Origin of the sequence: Streptomyces sp. N50 (assembly GCF_033335955.1) — a bacterium.
In the GTDB taxonomy this organism is placed as follows: domain Bacteria; phylum Actinomycetota; class Actinomycetes; order Streptomycetales; family Streptomycetaceae; genus Streptomyces.
Genome location: NZ_CP137549.1, coordinates 7,066,169 through 7,080,366, shown reverse-complemented (window position 1 = coordinate 7,080,366; position 14,198 = coordinate 7,066,169). Strand labels below are relative to the sequence as shown.

Below are 14,198 nucleotides of genomic sequence, written 5' to 3'. Positions count from 1 at the left end.
GTCGGTCACCCCTTGCCGCTCAGGACTTTGTCGAGGGAGGTGATCTCGACGCCGGCGGTGAGGAGTTGCTCGCGGATGCGGCCGGCGAGGGCGATCGCGCCGGGGCTGTCGCCGTGCAACAGGACGGTGTCGCAGGCGACTTGGATGTCCGTGTCGTCGACGCTGCGGATGACTCCCTCGGTGACCATGCGCAGGGTGCGCCGGGCGACCTCGTCCGGGTCGTGGATCACGGCGCCGGGTTCGGAGCGCGGGACGAGGGTTCCGTCGGCTCGGTAGGCGCGGTCGGCGATGCCGACGATGCCGACGCGCAGGCCGCGGGCGCGGGCCGCGTCGGCCAGTTCGCCGTCCTGCGCGAGGACGATCAGCGACTCGTCCAGTGCGGCCACGGCGTCCACGACGGCGCGGGCGTAGTCGGCGCGGACGGCGACCAGGTTGCCGAGGCGGCCGTGCGGGGCGACGTGGTGGACGCGGGTGCCGTACGCGACGGCGAAGGCCTGGAGCGCGCCGATCTGGTAGAGCACGTCCGTGCGGACCTCCTCCGGTGTGAGGTCCATCGCGCGGCGGCCGAAGCCGACCAGGTCGGGGAAGCTCGGGTGGGCGCCCACGGCGACCTGCTTCTCCACGCACGTCCGCACGGTGGCGTCCATGATGCGAGGGTCACCGGCGTGGAATCCGCAGGCCACATTGGCGGACGTCAGCAACTCCAGAAGTGCGGCGTCGTCGCCCATTGTGTACGCGCCGAATCCCTCGCCCAGATCGGCGACGAGATCAACCATGGGAGTCATGACGTCCTCCGGGAGGGAATGCCGGAAAGGGGGAATTCCGGGGCGGGGAATTCTGGATGACAGATGCCAGCACGTCTTCGTGACACCGGGAACGGAGAATGTTCCGGGGCGGGTGTTCCTGTCTGGATGTTCCGCTCAACTTATTCCGCCGGTCGCGTGATCGCCAATATGCGTTCGGTCTGGCGTTATCGCGAACGGTTATGACTCCCCTCACACCCTCCACTCACCGGGGCTGTGCTTCGGGGTGAACGCTCCCTACGATGAGGCTTCGCTCCATCTGGAAGGCCCCGCGCAATGGACACCAGGCGTCTCTACTCGTTCATCAAGATCATCGACGCGGGGAGCATCACGCGCGCGGCCGACATCCTGCACATCGCGCAGCCGGCGCTGAGCCAGCAACTGTCGGCCCTGGAGGCGCAGTTCGGGCAGCAGCTGCTGATCCGCAGCAAGCGCGGGGTCGCCCCGACCGAGGCGGGCCGCGCCCTGTACCTGCACGCCCAGCTCATCCTCCGCCAGGTGGACCTCGCCCAGGCCGCCGTCGACGTCTCCGGCCGCGCCCCCGCAGGCAGCGTCTCGGTGGGCCTCGCCCCGTACAGCCTCGGCGCGGCCCTCGCGCTGCCCCTCCTGAAGAGCGTCCGCGAGCGCTACCCGGACATCCTGCTGCACATCAACGAGAACTTCGGCGGCGTGATCAGCGAGGCGATCATGACGGGCCGCATGGACATGGCCTTCATCTACGGCGCCGGGCCGCTCCGGGGTGTCCAGTTCGAGCCCGTCCGCACCGAGGACCTCTACCTGATCGGCGCGCCCGGCGACACGGCGCCGTCCGGGAAGGGCGAGGTGAACCTGGAGGAGCTGGCGAGCCTGCCCCTGCTGCTGCCCAGCCGGATCCACACGATCCGGCAGGTCGTGGACGCCGCCTTCCAGCAGGCCTCGCTCCGGCTGAACGTGGTGGGCGAGGTCGAGTCCGCGCTGACCCTCGTCAACGCCGTGGACGCGGGCATCGGCGCGACGGTCCTGCCGTGGTCGGCGGCGCGGGCCATCCTCGACGTCCGCGAGCTGTCCGTACGGCGGATCGTGGAGCCCGTCATCACGGTCAAACTCTCCGTGGTCACCTCGGACAATCAGCCGCTCTCGGAGCCCGCGCTGGCCGTGCACGACCTGTTCCTGGAACTGATCGACACCGACAGAAATAAGGACGACCAATAGCGTCACACGAATCCGCTATTTGTCTCCGGTGACCGCCGCGGCTAGCGTCTTCCGAATAATCCGCCCGGCCGGTAATGCATGGCTGCACATGGCTCGTCACTGGAGAAGAACATGAAGAATCGTGTCCTCGCCACCCGTGAAAACCTGCCCGGCGAAGGCCTGCGACGCCTGTCCGAGAGCGCGGAGCTGGTCGCCTGGCCCGGTGCCGCCAAGCCCGGTCCCGCCGACCTCGCCGCCATCGCCCCCGGCGTGAGCGGGGTGCTGGCCCTCGGCAACGACCCCGTGGACGCGGCCCTGATGGACGCGGCGGGCCCCTCGCTGCGCGTCATCGCGCTGGCCAGCATGGGCTTCGACAACGTCGACCGCGCCGCCGCCGCGGAACGCGGCATCGTCGTCACCCACACGCCCCGCGTGCTCGCGGAGACCACCGCCGACCTCACCTTCGCGCTGATCCTCGCCGCCCGCCGCCGCCTCGGCGCGGCCTCCGCGAGCCTCGCAGAGGGCTCCTGGGAACTGTTCCGGATGCACGACTATCTCGGCCTGGACATCCACGGAGCCACCCTCGGCCTGGTCGGCTACGGCCAGATCGGCCGCGCGGTCGCCCGCCGCGCCCACGGTTTCGGGATGCGCGTGATCCACCACGACCCGTACGCGCCCGACGACGAGCTGTCGACCTCGGTCGGCCTGGCCGCGCTGCTGGCCGACGCCGACGTCGTGTCGCTGCACGTGCCGCTCACCGACGAGACCCGCCATCTGATCTCGGCCCGCGAACTGGCCGCGATGAAGCCGACGGCCACGCTGGTCAGCACCTCGCGCGGCGGGGTCGTGGACGAAGAGGCGCTGCTGGACGCCGTCCGCGAGGGGCGGCTGCACTCCGCCGGGCTCGATGTCTTCGAACGGGAGCCGATGGGAACGGAGTTGTCCCCGCTGGTGGCCGAGCCGAACGTGATCACGCTGCCGCACATCGGCTCGGCGACCGAGGCGACCCGGGCCGCGATGGTCGACCTGGCGGTGGACAACATCCTCGACGTACTGGCCGAACGGCCCGCCCGTACGCCCCTGCCCGGCAGTTCGGCGGTGGCGGGCGCGCCGGTCGGAAGCTGAGCGCTCATCCCGCCTGTGTGCTGCTGAGGCCGGCCCACTGCAGCAGGAACCGCAGCGCGTCCTGCGAGGCCGAATCCGGAGGAGCCGTGTACGCGACGAGGAACTGTTCCGGGTGCGTGTCGACGGTGAACTGCTGTACGTCCAGGGTGAGTTCACCGGCGACCGGATGGACGTACGTCTTGGTGAGCTGCCGCGGCCCCCGCACCTGATGCTCCGCCCACCAGGTGCGGAAGTCCGGGTCGTGGGCGGTGAGTTCGGCGATCAGGGTGTCGAGTGCCGGGTCGTGCGGGGTGCGGCCCGCCTCCATGCGCAGCACGGCGACGCACTCGCGGGCGGCCCGGGGCCAATCGGCGTACAGCGCGCGGAAGTCGGCGTCCAGGAACGTGAGCCGGATCAGGTTGCGCTCGGCCGGGGGCACGGCGCCGAAGTCGGTGAGCAGCGCCGTGGCCGCCCGGTTCCACGCGAGGACGTCCATGCCCCGGTGCAGCACCATCGCGGGGACGTCGTGCATGGTGTCCAGCAACTGCCGTAGCCGCGGGGCGACTTCGGAGCGTCCGAGCCGCCGGGTGGATGCTCCTGGCGCGACCTCGGCGAGCGTGAAGAGGTAGGTGCGCTCGTCCTCGGCGAGGTGGAGCGCGTCGGCCAGGGCGTCCAGGACGGCGCGGGAGCCCCGGCGGGTGCGGCCCTGTTCCAGGCGGACGATGTAGTCGACGCTCACGTGCGCTAGGTACGCCAGTTCCTCCCTGCGCAGGCCGGGCACGCGCCGCAGTCGGCCGTCGTCGGGGAAGCCCGCCTGCCGCGGATCGCGGTCCGCTCGGCGGGCGCGCAGGAAATCACCCAGTTCGTTGCTGGAAGCGGGCGGCGCGTCACGGTCTGCCATGGCTCCAGTGTCCCCGGGTCGGCGGGGGTGTGCCTGGTACAGAACCGCATAGGCAGAGCCGTCCCTGGTGGCGCGGGGTGGGGCGGGACGACGGTGGGGGCATGGCCGTACACCGGCTTCCCTCTCCCCCTCCGACTGGAGCACACCTCATGCGTACCGATGTCACCTTCCTCAGCGCGGGCCTGAAGCTCGCCGGTCACCTCTACACCCCGGACGGCGGGACGCCGGGGGTGCCGTGTCCCGCGATCGTGGTCGGGCATCCCGGCACCGGGGTGAAGGAACAGGCCTCCGGTCTGTACGCCCGTCTGCTGGCCGAGCGCGGGTTCGTCACGCTCGCCTTCGACGCCGCTTACCAGGGTGAGAGCGAGGGTGAGCCGCGCGCGCTGGAGGATCCGGGGCAGCGGGTCGAGGACCTCAAGGCCGCCGTCTCCTTCCTCGGCACCCTCGACGAGGTCGACCCCGGCCGCATCGGGGCCCTGGGCATCTGCGCCTCCGGCGGCTACGCCCTGGCGGCGGCCGCGACCGACCCGCGCGTCCGGGCCGTGGGCGCGGTCAGCGCCGTAGACATGTCACGGCAGTTCCGGCTCGGCGCGGACGGCGCGCAGGATCCGGCCGTCATCGCGGGCATGCTGACCGCCGCCTCGGCGGCCCGCACGGCGGAGGCCGGTGGCGCGGACGTCCAGCGGTTCCCGGTGTTTCCCGCCACCGAGGAGGAGGCGCGGGCGGGTGGCCCGCATGTCTACGACGGCTGGGAGTACTACTGCACTCCGCGCGCCCGGCACCCCCGCTCGGCCAAGGCGCTGACCTGGACGAGTGTCGACCGCATCGCCGCCTTCGACACGTTCGCGACCGTCGCCATGATCGCGCCGCGGCCGCTGCTGCTGATCGTCGGGCGGGCCGCGGTCACGTCCTGGATGAGCGTGGAGGCGTTCCAGAAGGCCGACGGGCCAAAGGAGTTGGCGTGGATCGAGGGCGCTTCGCACGTCGATCTCTATGACAAGGACGAGTACGTGACGCCCGCCGTGGAGAGGCTGGACGGCTTCTTCGCCGAGCACTTGGCGGTGTGACCCACCCGTGTGATCCGGGCGTGTGATCCAGTAGACAGGGAAAACTGCACAAGTAACTTGGCAAAGTTACTTGTGCAGTTTTACGTTGGATCCATGACCACGAATCCTCCGCAGCAGTCCGTCGCGACCGCGCAGCGGCTCAACGACGCGATGACCCGGCTGCGCGCACGGCTGCGCACGGAGTCGGGGCAGCACGCGACCGGCCTGACTCTGACGCAGCTCGGCGTGCTGGCGAGTGTCGTACGGGAGGGGCCTGTCACCGCCGCGCGGCTGGCCTCGCTGGAGCGGGTCAGCGCGCAGTCCATCGCGCAGAGCCTGGCCGTGCTCAAGGCCGCCGGGCTGGTCCGCAGCGAGCCCGACGCGCAGGACGGCCGCAAGAAGCTGATGAGCGCCGACCCGTCCGCGACCGAGCTGGTCGAGAAGCTGCTCGCGGGCCGTGCCTCCTTTCTGGCGCGGGCCATCGACCAGTTGGTCGCCCCGGAGGAGCGCAAGGACGTGGAGAAGGCCATCGAGCTGCTGGAGCGCCTCGCCACGACCGAGCTGAACGACCGCGAGATATGAGGACCGACACCGGCAAGGCCACCGGAGGGGCGCGCGAGCTCGTGCGCAAGCCCTTCGCGTGGACCTTCACGACCCCGCTCTACGTGGGCGCCGGGCTCAACCCGGTCAACAGCTCGATCATCGCGACCGCGCTGGTGCCGATCGCCACCGAACTGCATGTCGCGGTCGGCAGCACCGCAGTCCTCGTCTCCTCGCTCTACCTGGCCAGCGCCGTGGGGCAGCCCACCGCCGGCAAGCTGGCGGAGGTGCTCGGCGCGCGCCGGATCTTCCTCGTCGGGATCGTCCTCGTGCTGCTCGGCGGGGTAGTCGGCGGCCTCGGCCAGAACCTCGCGATACTGACCGTGGCCCGGGTCCTGGTCGGGATCGGCACCTCGGCCGCGTTCCCCTGCGCGATGGTGCTGATCCGGCGCCGCGCCCAGGACGCCGGTCTCGACGCCCCGCCGGGCGGAGTCCTCGGCGGCATCGCGATCGCGGGCATGGCCACCGCGGCCATCGGCCCGCCCATCGGCGGACTCCTGGTCGGCGCCGCGGGCTGGCGCTGGGCCTTCCTGATCAACATCCCGGTGACCCTGGCCGCACTGGCGATGGCCGTGCGCTGGCTGCCGAAGGACCCGGCACTCGACCGCGCGGACCACGGTTTCCGCAGGGTCGCCGACCGGATCGACCTGCCCGGCATCCTCGGTTTCGCCGTGACGATGACCGCGCTGGTCGTCTTCCTGATGGGCCTCCCCCGCCTCGGGTGGACCGCGCTCGCCGTCTTCGTGCTGGCCGCGGTGCCCACGGTCTGGTGGGAGCTGCGCAAGCCGGGCCCGTTCTTCGACTTCCGCGGCCTGGCCGCCAACAGCGCCCTCACCCGGACCTATCTGCGCCAGGCGCTCTCCCTGCTCGGCACCTACACCGTGATGTACGGCGTGACGCAGTGGATGGAGGCCGCGCACGGCTTCTCCACCGTGACGGCGGGACTGCTGCTGCTCCCGATGGGCGCGGTGTCGGCGCTCCTCTCCCGCCCGCTCGCCCGCCGCAACCTGATCCGCGGCCCGCTGATCGTCTCGGCGGTGTCCATGCTGATCGGCTCGGCCGGGATCATGCTGCTCACCTCGCACGGCCCGGCGATCACGATCGTGCTGGTGTCCCTGATCTTCGGCGTCGCCTCGGCGACCACCACCGTCGGCAACCAGACCGCCCTCTACCTGGAGGCGCCGCCGGACCAGATAGGCACCGCCTCCGGCCTGTTCAGGACCTTCGGCTACCTCGGGACGATCACCTCCGCCGTGATCGGCGGCATCGTCTTCCGCACCGGCGTGAGCGACCACGGCCTGCACGTCCTCGGCCTCGTCCTGGTCGGCGCGGGCCTCGCGGTCCTCCTGCTGACCGTCCTGGACCGCCGTCTGATGGGCCGCACCAAGACCACCTGACCACACCCCCCTAGTAAGAACCCCACCAAGGAGAACCCCGCGTGAGCACCCCCTCCCTCCCCACGATCACCGCCGAGCGCACCGCCCTGCTGGTCATGGACTTCCAGAACGGGATCGTCCCCATGGCCCCCGACTCCGACGCCCTCGTCGAGCGGGTCAAGGACACCATTGCCGAGGTCCGCGCGGCGGGCGGCGCCATCGGCTACGTCCGCGTCGCCTTCACGGAGGACGACTGGTCGGCGGTCCCGGACACCAACAAGTCCTTCAGCGCGGTCGCCGCGGCGAAGATGCTGCACCACGAGGACGACGCCACCCAGATCGACGCGCGGATCACCCCCGAGGACGGCGACATCGTCGTCCGCAAGATCCGCTACGGCTCGGGCTCGACCACCGATCTCCACGAGCAGTTGAGCGATCGCGGCATCGACACCCTGGTCCTCGCCGGAATCAGCACCAGCGGCGTGGTCCTGTCCACCGTCATCGACGCGGCCGACCGCGACTACCGCGTCCTCGTCCTCTCCGACGGCGTCGCCGACCCCGACGCCGAGACCCACCGGGTCCTGGTCGAGAAGGTGTTCCCGTCCCGGGCCCACGTCATCGACACCACGGGTCTACGGCAACTGCTGCGCGCCGCCTGACACAGCGCTCACGCCGGTGCCGCGTCCGGCGCCCCGGTCTGCGTCCCGGGAAAGACCACGCGGAGCTTCCGCACCCGCCCGCCCTGGCGGAACATCAGCCAGGCCAGGGTGGGCGGGCAGGGGTTGGAGATCCCGGCGGGGTTGACGACGTCCATCTCCCAGATGGCGATGTCACGGCTGGCCACGACATGGCGTACGTGCTGGGTCACGCCCTTGTCCCGGGTGCTCCGCATCGCCGGGAAGGGGTGGAGGCGTCCGCCGTCCTTGTTGAGGACGCCGACCAGTTCGGTCTCCGCGGGCCACAACTCCAGGATCTCGCCGGGGAGTTGGCCGCGCATGGCGCCGTCCAGGGTGACCTCGGCCTCCTGCCGGCTGTCCTCGGTGACCGCGGAGGCGTCGTCGTGCCCCCCGGCCGCGGTCGACAGCAGTACCTTGGCCATCTTCGCCCGGGCCTGGTTGAGCCGGCTGCGCACGGTGCCGACCGGGACCTCACAGGCCTCGGCGATCTCCTGGTACGAGGTGATCCCGCTGAAGTGCCGCAGCATCAGCACCAGCCGCTGCTGCTGCGGCAGTTCCTCCACCGCGTCCCAGATCCAGTCCCGCATCGCGTGCCGCTCGACGACCCGCTCCGGGTGCGAGGGCTCGTCGTCCCGCACATACACCTGCTCCAGCGCGTCGAGCCCCGGCAACTCCCGCACGGCCCGCAGCCGCATCCGGGCCGCGTTCCGCACGATCGCCCGCAACCACGCCCCCACGGCGGCGGGTTCGCGTACGTCCCCGATCCGCCGCAGCGCGGTCAACGCGGCATCCTGTACGGCGTCCTCGGCGTCGGGGCCGTAGCCGAGCAGGCTCAACGCGACGGCACGCATGGGCGCCTGATGGCGCGTCAGCAACAGACCCAGGGCGTCGGACTCGCCCGCCTGGGCCCTGCGGGTGAGTTCCTCATCCGTGGGGTGGTCGAGGGGCACCATGAAGCCTCCATGCGCACACATCACAAGCCCTGGGCGACTACGGGGAGTTGGGCTCATGCTCCGGGAACCCCACTTCTCCCACCCGCCGGTGAACGGGAGATGGCCCCCGCGTGTCGGACCGAGGGGACCCTTGTCGAGGAAGATACGCCGCTACGGCTCCTCGCCGGGCCCCCTCGGCCGGACCGGTCAACCCGCCCTGGCGTCAGGCCTGTTCGGCGGCTTCCGGCTCGGGCAGCCAGCTGCCGTGGAAGCCGGACGGGACGGGGTACGGCAGTTCCACGACCGCCTGCACGGAGAGGTCGCCGGCGTCGAGGACGAGGAGTTCACCGGCCGCGCCGTTGTCGTCCGAGACGAGCGACATGAGCCAGCCCGCGTCCTCGTCGGTGCCGTCGGACGCCGGTACGAAGACGGCCTCGCCGGAGTAGCGGCTGCCGGGCGTCTTGTGGACGTCACCGGTCTGGCGTTCCAGGTCGTGCTTGGCGATGCCGTCGCCGTTGACCGTGTAGAGGTAGCGGTTCCGGCGCCCGGTGAGGGTCTCGTTGTGGGTGGGGAACTCGGCCTCGCGGTCGTCCAGTTGGGTCTCGGTGACCCGGCCGGCCACCGGGTCCAGGGTCCACCGGTACAGGACGGAGGGGGCCTGGCTGTGCCCCGGCTCCCGCACCCCGACCTGACCGTTCGCCGCGCCGGGGACGCTCGGCGTGCCCTGACCGGTGGGTCCGCCGATGTCGCCCCAGACCTTCCGGAACCCGGCGTCGTCGTAGCGCACCGCGTCCAGCACCACACGGCCCTGCGCGTCCTCGTAGGCGTTGCCCACATGGAAGACGTAGCAGGGGTCGACGTCGAACCACCGCACGTCGGTGGACCCGTGCTCCCGGGACATGAGCCCGATCCGCGCGCCGTACGCCTCGGCCCACCGGTAGGGCATGCCGCCGCGCCCTGCCAGGGTGTGGTCGAAGACGACGGGCAGGTCCATCCACACGATGTGGTTCTCGGTGATGGCGAAGTCGTGCATCATCGTCGGCCCCGGCACGTCGATCGGCCGGCTGTCGAGCAGCTCGCCCTCCGGGGTGACCCGGTGGTAGGTGAGATAGGGCGGCGCGAACCCGGTCCCGAACAGGTGCAGTTCACCGGTGACCGGGTCCTCCTTGGGATGCGCGGTCATCGCGGTGGTCAGCTTCCCGCCGAAGTCGTACGGCCCGACGGTCTCCAGCTCCGGGGTGACCCAGTAGGGCAGGCCGACCTCGCACAGGGCGAGGACGGTGTCGGCGTGCCGGATGACGTGGGTGTTGGCGGGCACCGCGGCGAGGTCGACGCTGAAGTCCTCGCGGACGAAGGGGTGTCCCTCCAACTCCCGTGTCTTGACCCACCTGTTGCGGTACCACTCGGCCCGCCCGCCCCGCAGCCGGATGCCGTGCAGCATGCCGGGTCCGGTGAACCAGTGCCCTCGGTCCTCGCCGGGCAGCGGGTTCGGTCCGTTACGCAGATAGCGGCCGTCCAGGTCGGGCGGAAGGGCGCCGCGCACGGTGAGTTCGGCGGCGGTGTGCTCCTCGGGGACCGGGGCGAAGCGGCCCTGGAGGTAGAGGGGGGCGGGTGTCTCGTCGGTCATGCTGCGTTCCTCCAAGAGGTCATGGGGGCCGGGTGAGTTGGACGGCACGGGGAGGGCGGGCAGGTGGGACGCGGCGGACGGACCACGGGGGTCGCCGGGCCGCCGTACACCTGAACTGCCTTGGTGCGGGCCGGAGTCAGCCGCGGCGGCGGACGCGGATGGCGCGGGGCCGCCGCCGCGGTGGTGGCGGCCGTGCTGAGCGCCGCGGCCGCCACGACTGTCAGCGGAGCGGGCTCCCCGGCGAAGGGCGCGGCGACGAGGGTGTTCGTCGCCGCGCCCGTTGCGGTGTGGGGCTCACGGTGCGCCAACTCCCTTGTGGGGTAGGTGTTTTGGTACCGAGAGGTCAGGTCAGGTGGGCGGACGGGAACGGCCGTTACGGAACGGCCCGCACGGACGGCTGGGTCTGCGCCGCCGGTCCCTGGGCCAGTGCCATGAGGCGGGCCTGGGCGCGGGCGGGGTAGACCTTGGTGAAGACGGCGGGGGCGACCAGTCCGACGACGTGTGCGGTGATGCCGACCCAGGCCGGGGCGTCCACCGCGCCCGCGATGGCCAGGCTGACGGCGATGAAGGTGAAGCCGGCTCCCCAGGCGCTGGTGATGTAGTTGTTGACCTGGACGAACTCCGGCATGTCCCAGTACTCGCGCGGGGTCTGCCGCTTGGCGATGCCCAGCGTGAAGGGGCTGCGGACCACCAGGCTCCCCCAGGCGGTGCCGCCCAGCCAGACGAAGGAGATGACGTCGGTGTGGCCGGCCAGCGACGAGTCCGGCCTGACGACGGAGACGGCGCCGATCACGACGAAGTACGCGAGGGTGCTGATCTCCAGCACGAGCGCGTCGAAGCCGACCCCGCGGCGACGGTCGTTCAGCATCATCAGCAGCCCCGTGACGAGACCGCCGAGCGCGCCCCAGCGCCAGTCGAAGGACGAGAGGACGCCGGCGACGATCCAGGGGGCGAATCCGGGCAGATAAGCCAACATTGATTGTTTCCTCGGTGGAGGGGAGTGGACGCCGACTAGATGCACGGCGGCCCGCGAAGTTCGAACCTTGCAATGTGATGCCGGTCACACGGTCGGCGAGCTCCCACGACCGCTAACCGGATAGACCTATCCACTTAATGTAGGGTGGCGAGCCTGACCTGTCGAGAGTCGAGAGTCGAGAGGAGTCGTGATGGGAGTTCCGATGTCACGCAAGATCTGGCTTCCGCTGGGAGCCGCCGTCCTGGTGCTGAACGCGGTGCAGTGGGTGGTGTCCGAGGCGGTCGCCGCGACCGCCTGGACCACCCCGGCCTACAGCTACGCCACGAACTACATCAGCGACCTGGGCGTCACGGACTGCGGCACGAAGTTCCAGGACCGCACCATCTGTTCGCCGGACCACACGCTGATGAACACGTCGTTCATCGCCCAGGGGATCCTGTTCGCGGCGGGGGTGATCCTGCTGGCCGTGCCCCTGCTCACGGGCCGCGTACGCCGTGTCGTGATCGCCCTCGCGGGCGCGCACGCGGTGGGCTTCCTGCTGGTCGGCCTGTTCCACGGCTCAGCGAACGGCGCGAGCTACAGTCTGGGGCTGCACGTCGGGGGCGCGTCGGTCGCCATCCTGTGCGCGAACACGATCGTGATCATGGCGGGCTCGCTGAAGAGCCTCCAACTGCCGCGCGCGTACCGCGTGTTCAGCATCGCGGTCGGCGTCCTGGGCCTGCTGAGCGAGGCGGGCGTGGGCGTCTCGACGAGCACGGCCGGCATCTTCGAGCGGGGCGGTGTCTACTCATGGCTGCTGTGGAGCGTCGTGACCGGCGTATCGCTCCTGGTCGGGCGGGCACGCCGAGCCACCGACGCGACGATGCCGGAGAATGTCCCGGCGTGAGCCCGGATACCCCACAGCAACGCCCGCTGCGAGCGGACGCGGAACGCAACCGCCGCCTGATCATGACGACGGCCGACCGCCTGTTCGCCCAGCGGGGGGCGACGGTCCCCCTCAACGAGATCGCCCGTGAGGCCGGCATCGGCGTAGGCACGGTCTACCGCCGCTTCCCGGACCTCCAGTCCCTGGTGGACGCCCTGTTCACGGAACGCTTCACGATGTTCCTGGACCTGGCGACCAAGGCCGCGCGACTCCCGGACCCGGCCCAGGCCCTACGCCATTACCTGCTGGCGGCGGCGCAGTGGCGTGCCGAGGACCGCGCCCTGGAGGTCGTCCTGGCCAACGCGAGCGTCGACACGGGCCCGGTCGCCCGAACCCGCGACGCCCTCGGCCGCCTCGTCGACGGCCTGACGGAACGAGCGGTGACCGCGGGCGCCGTCCGCGAGGACTTCGCCAGCGCCGACGTGTACGCCTTCCTCTACATGATCGGCGCGGTCGCCGACCGCACGAACGACGTCGCGCCGGATGCGTGGCGGCGGTATGCGGAGGTGTTGATGGTGGGGTTCGGCCTGGAGGGAGCGGCTACGGCTCACACGTCGGCGCTGACGGACGAGCAGCTGCTGGACAGCTGGCCGAAGCCGGTGGGCGAGCAGGGCCGGCAGAGGTAGCGCGGGCTGGGGCAACCGCGGGTCAGTTGCCCTTTTCCACGGGTTCGAGGATGGCGACACACTCGACGTGGTGCGTCATCGGAAACAGATCGAACGCCCGCAACGTCCGCACCCGATACCCCCCATCCCGGAAATAAGCGATGTCCCGAGCCAACGCGGCCGGATCGCAAGCCACATAAGCGATCTTGCGCGCCCCGAGCGACGACAGATGCTCGACCGTCTTCTTGCCCGCCCCAGCCCGCGGCGGATCCAGCACGATCAGATCGACCTCGCTGATCCCCGTCCGCGGCAGCACGCTCTCGACCTTGCCCTGCTCGATCCGCACCCGCTCGAACCCGGCGAGATTGTGCCGCGCGTCCTCGACCGCGCGCTTGCCCGACTCGATGCCGAGCACCGCGCCCTTGTCGCCGAGGCGGTCGGCGAGGGCGCCCGCGAACAGACCCACGCCGCAGTACAGGTCGAGGGCCATGTCGCCCTTGCGCGGGAGCAGGCCCTGCATGACCGCCTTGACGAGGGTGTCCGCGGCCATCGGGTGGACCTGCCAGAAGCCGCCGCTGCCGACCCGGTACGTACGGCCGTCGGCCCGCTCGCGGACGAACGCACGGCCGTGGACGCGGTGGATGCCGCCGTCGTGCTCCTCGACGCGCATGACGGAGACGGGGCGTTCCAACTCGACCAGGGGCAGGCGCGCGCCGGGGCGGGGCTCCAGGATGACCATGCGGTCCTGGGAACCCGTCGCCGCGATCGCCTCGACCGAGGCCATGCCGGACCAGTCGCGCTCCTCGATCCCCAGCTCGCTGACGCCCGGCGCCGCGATCATGCAGTGCTCGACCGGCTCGACCTCGTGCGAACGGTGCTTGCGCAGACCGGCGTTGCCGTCGACGTCCACGGCGTACTGCACGCGCGTGCGCCACCGCGGCACCTGGCCCGCGGGCAGCTTGTCGCCCTCGGCCGGCATCACCGTGCCGTCCCAGCCGGCCTCCTCGGGCGTGAGACCCGCGAGCCGCTGCAGCTGCTCGGTGATGACCTCGCCCTTGAGGCGGCGCTGGGCGCCGGGCTTGGCGTGCTGCCAGTCGCAGCCGCCGCAGCGGCCGGGTCCGGCGTACGGGCAAGGTGCCTCGACCCGGTCCTTGGACTCGTCCAGGATCGTCACCGCGTCGGCACGCAGGAACCGCGCGCCCTCCTCGCCGTCGGTGACCCGCGCGACGACCCGCTCACCGGGCAGCGCGTGCCGGACGAACAGCACCTGGCCCTCGGACGTACGGGCGATGCAGTGCCCGCCATGGGCGACGGGGCCCACCTCGACCTCGTACTCCTCCCCCACCAGCGATTTCTTCGGTTCTGCCTGCATGGCGGGGTGACTCCAAATGCGAAAGGGGGCGAGCGAAAGGACGTACAAAAGGGGACGGCCGGACAACAGCCCACCAGTCTACGT

Annotated in this window: 14 protein-coding genes; 8 read left to right on the top strand and 6 right to left on the bottom strand. The window is 71.1% G+C overall.

All coding sequences use genetic code 11. The features are described 5' to 3' along the window. Window positions 1–5: 5 nt before the first annotated feature. Window positions 6–785 (bottom strand): 5-oxoprolinase subunit PxpA, encoded by a 780-nt coding sequence (locus tag R2B38_RS31945; RefSeq protein WP_318019300.1) that lies wholly within the window; start codon window positions 783–785, stop codon window positions 6–8. A 294-nt stretch (window positions 786–1,079) separates the two neighbouring features. On the opposite strand from R2B38_RS31945, the gene nac reads away from it, so the two are divergent. After that, complete coding sequence (nac, locus tag R2B38_RS31940; protein WP_318019299.1) at window positions 1,080–1,994, top strand: nitrogen assimilation transcriptional regulator NAC; 915 nt, start codon at window positions 1,080–1,082, stop codon at window positions 1,992–1,994. 111 nt (window positions 1,995–2,105) lie between these two features. Further along, on the top strand, window positions 2,106–3,098 hold the full coding sequence (locus tag R2B38_RS31935; protein WP_318019298.1) for a D-glycerate dehydrogenase: 993 nt from the start codon (window positions 2,106–2,108) through the stop codon (window positions 3,096–3,098). A gap of 4 nt (window positions 3,099–3,102) precedes the next feature. On the opposite strand, the gene R2B38_RS31930 is transcribed toward R2B38_RS31935, so the two are convergent. Beyond that, window positions 3,103–3,978, bottom strand: coding sequence for a helix-turn-helix transcriptional regulator (locus tag R2B38_RS31930; RefSeq protein ID WP_318019297.1), 876 nt, complete (start codon window positions 3,976–3,978; stop codon window positions 3,103–3,105). A 149-nt stretch (window positions 3,979–4,127) separates the two neighbouring features. Here R2B38_RS31930 and R2B38_RS31925 point away from each other — a divergent pair, with 149 nt between their 5' ends. The 4 genes from R2B38_RS31925 to R2B38_RS31910 all read left to right on the top strand — a co-directional run bounded on the left by R2B38_RS31925 (window position 4,128) and on the right by R2B38_RS31910 (window position 7,659). Continuing rightward, window positions 4,128–5,045, top strand: a complete 918-nt coding sequence (locus R2B38_RS31925; protein ID WP_318019296.1) for an alpha/beta hydrolase — start codon at window positions 4,128–4,130, stop codon at window positions 5,043–5,045. A gap of 93 nt (window positions 5,046–5,138) precedes the next feature. Next, on the top strand, window positions 5,139–5,606 hold the full coding sequence (locus tag R2B38_RS31920) for a MarR family winged helix-turn-helix transcriptional regulator (protein ID WP_318019295.1): 468 nt from the start codon (window positions 5,139–5,141) through the stop codon (window positions 5,604–5,606). Then, window positions 5,603–7,021, top strand: a complete 1,419-nt coding sequence (locus R2B38_RS31915) for an MFS transporter (RefSeq protein ID WP_318019294.1) — start codon at window positions 5,603–5,605, stop codon at window positions 7,019–7,021. Before R2B38_RS31920 ends, R2B38_RS31915 begins: the two co-directional genes overlap by 4 nt. 41 nt (window positions 7,022–7,062) lie before the next feature. Beyond that, the gene (locus R2B38_RS31910; RefSeq protein WP_318019293.1) at window positions 7,063–7,659 is read left to right on the top strand and encodes a cysteine hydrolase; all 597 of its coding nucleotides are present in this window, start codon (window positions 7,063–7,065) and stop codon (window positions 7,657–7,659) included. A gap of 8 nt (window positions 7,660–7,667) precedes the next feature. Here the strand turns inward: R2B38_RS31910 and R2B38_RS31905 are convergent, their stop codons facing one another. The 3 genes from R2B38_RS31905 to R2B38_RS31895 form a co-directional block, all read right to left on the bottom strand. After that, entirely contained in the window at window positions 7,668–8,630 is a 963-nt protein-coding gene (locus R2B38_RS31905) for a sigma-70 family RNA polymerase sigma factor (RefSeq protein ID WP_318019292.1), read from the bottom strand. A 202-nt stretch (window positions 8,631–8,832) separates the two neighbouring features. After that, window positions 8,833–10,236: a carotenoid oxygenase family protein gene (locus tag R2B38_RS31900; RefSeq protein ID WP_318019291.1), complete on the bottom strand. Its 1,404-nt coding sequence runs from the start codon at window positions 10,234–10,236 to the stop codon at window positions 8,833–8,835. A 373-nt stretch (window positions 10,237–10,609) separates the two neighbouring features. Next, window positions 10,610–11,212 carry a hypothetical protein gene (locus R2B38_RS31895; RefSeq protein ID WP_318019290.1) on the bottom strand — a complete coding sequence of 201 codons (603 nt, stop codon included), beginning with the start codon at window positions 11,210–11,212 and terminating at the stop codon, window positions 10,610–10,612. 202 nt (window positions 11,213–11,414) lie between these two features. Between R2B38_RS31895 and R2B38_RS31890 the strand changes: the two genes are divergently transcribed. Then, window positions 11,415–12,098 (top strand): DUF998 domain-containing protein, encoded by a 684-nt coding sequence (locus R2B38_RS31890; protein WP_318019289.1) that lies wholly within the window; start codon window positions 11,415–11,417, stop codon window positions 12,096–12,098. Next, on the top strand, window positions 12,095–12,763 hold the full coding sequence (locus R2B38_RS31885) for a helix-turn-helix domain-containing protein (RefSeq protein WP_318019288.1): 669 nt from the start codon (window positions 12,095–12,097) through the stop codon (window positions 12,761–12,763). Before R2B38_RS31890 ends, R2B38_RS31885 begins: the two co-directional genes overlap by 4 nt. 22 nt (window positions 12,764–12,785) lie before the next feature. Here the strand turns inward: R2B38_RS31885 and R2B38_RS31880 are convergent, their stop codons facing one another. Beyond that, window positions 12,786–14,114, bottom strand: a complete 1,329-nt coding sequence (locus R2B38_RS31880) for a class I SAM-dependent RNA methyltransferase (protein WP_318019287.1) — start codon at window positions 14,112–14,114, stop codon at window positions 12,786–12,788. Between the last annotated feature and the right edge of the window lie 84 nt (window positions 14,115–14,198).

Coding starts and splice junctions, on each gene's coding strand:
- R2B38_RS31945 (WP_318019300.1), bottom strand. CDS start 785: ATGACTCCCATGGTTGATCTCGTCGCCGATCTGGGCGAGGGATTCGGC.
- nac (WP_318019299.1), top strand. CDS start 1,080: ATGGACACCAGGCGTCTCTACTCGTTCATCAAGATCATCGACGCGGGG.
- R2B38_RS31935 (WP_318019298.1), top strand. CDS start 2,106: ATGAAGAATCGTGTCCTCGCCACCCGTGAAAACCTGCCCGGCGAAGGC.
- R2B38_RS31930 (WP_318019297.1), bottom strand. CDS start 3,978: ATGGCAGACCGTGACGCGCCGCCCGCTTCCAGCAACGAACTGGGTGAT.
- R2B38_RS31925 (WP_318019296.1), top strand. CDS start 4,128: ATGCGTACCGATGTCACCTTCCTCAGCGCGGGCCTGAAGCTCGCCGGT.
- R2B38_RS31920 (WP_318019295.1), top strand. CDS start 5,139: ATGACCACGAATCCTCCGCAGCAGTCCGTCGCGACCGCGCAGCGGCTC.
- R2B38_RS31915 (WP_318019294.1), top strand. CDS start 5,603: ATGAGGACCGACACCGGCAAGGCCACCGGAGGGGCGCGCGAGCTCGTG.
- R2B38_RS31905 (WP_318019292.1), bottom strand. CDS start 8,630: ATGGTGCCCCTCGACCACCCCACGGATGAGGAACTCACCCGCAGGGCC.
- R2B38_RS31900 (WP_318019291.1), bottom strand. CDS start 10,236: ATGACCGACGAGACACCCGCCCCCCTCTACCTCCAGGGCCGCTTCGCC.
- R2B38_RS31895 (WP_318019290.1), bottom strand. CDS start 11,212: ATGTTGGCTTATCTGCCCGGATTCGCCCCCTGGATCGTCGCCGGCGTC.
- R2B38_RS31890 (WP_318019289.1), top strand. CDS start 11,415: ATGTCACGCAAGATCTGGCTTCCGCTGGGAGCCGCCGTCCTGGTGCTG.
- R2B38_RS31880 (WP_318019287.1), bottom strand. CDS start 14,114: ATGCAGGCAGAACCGAAGAAATCGCTGGTGGGGGAGGAGTACGAGGTC.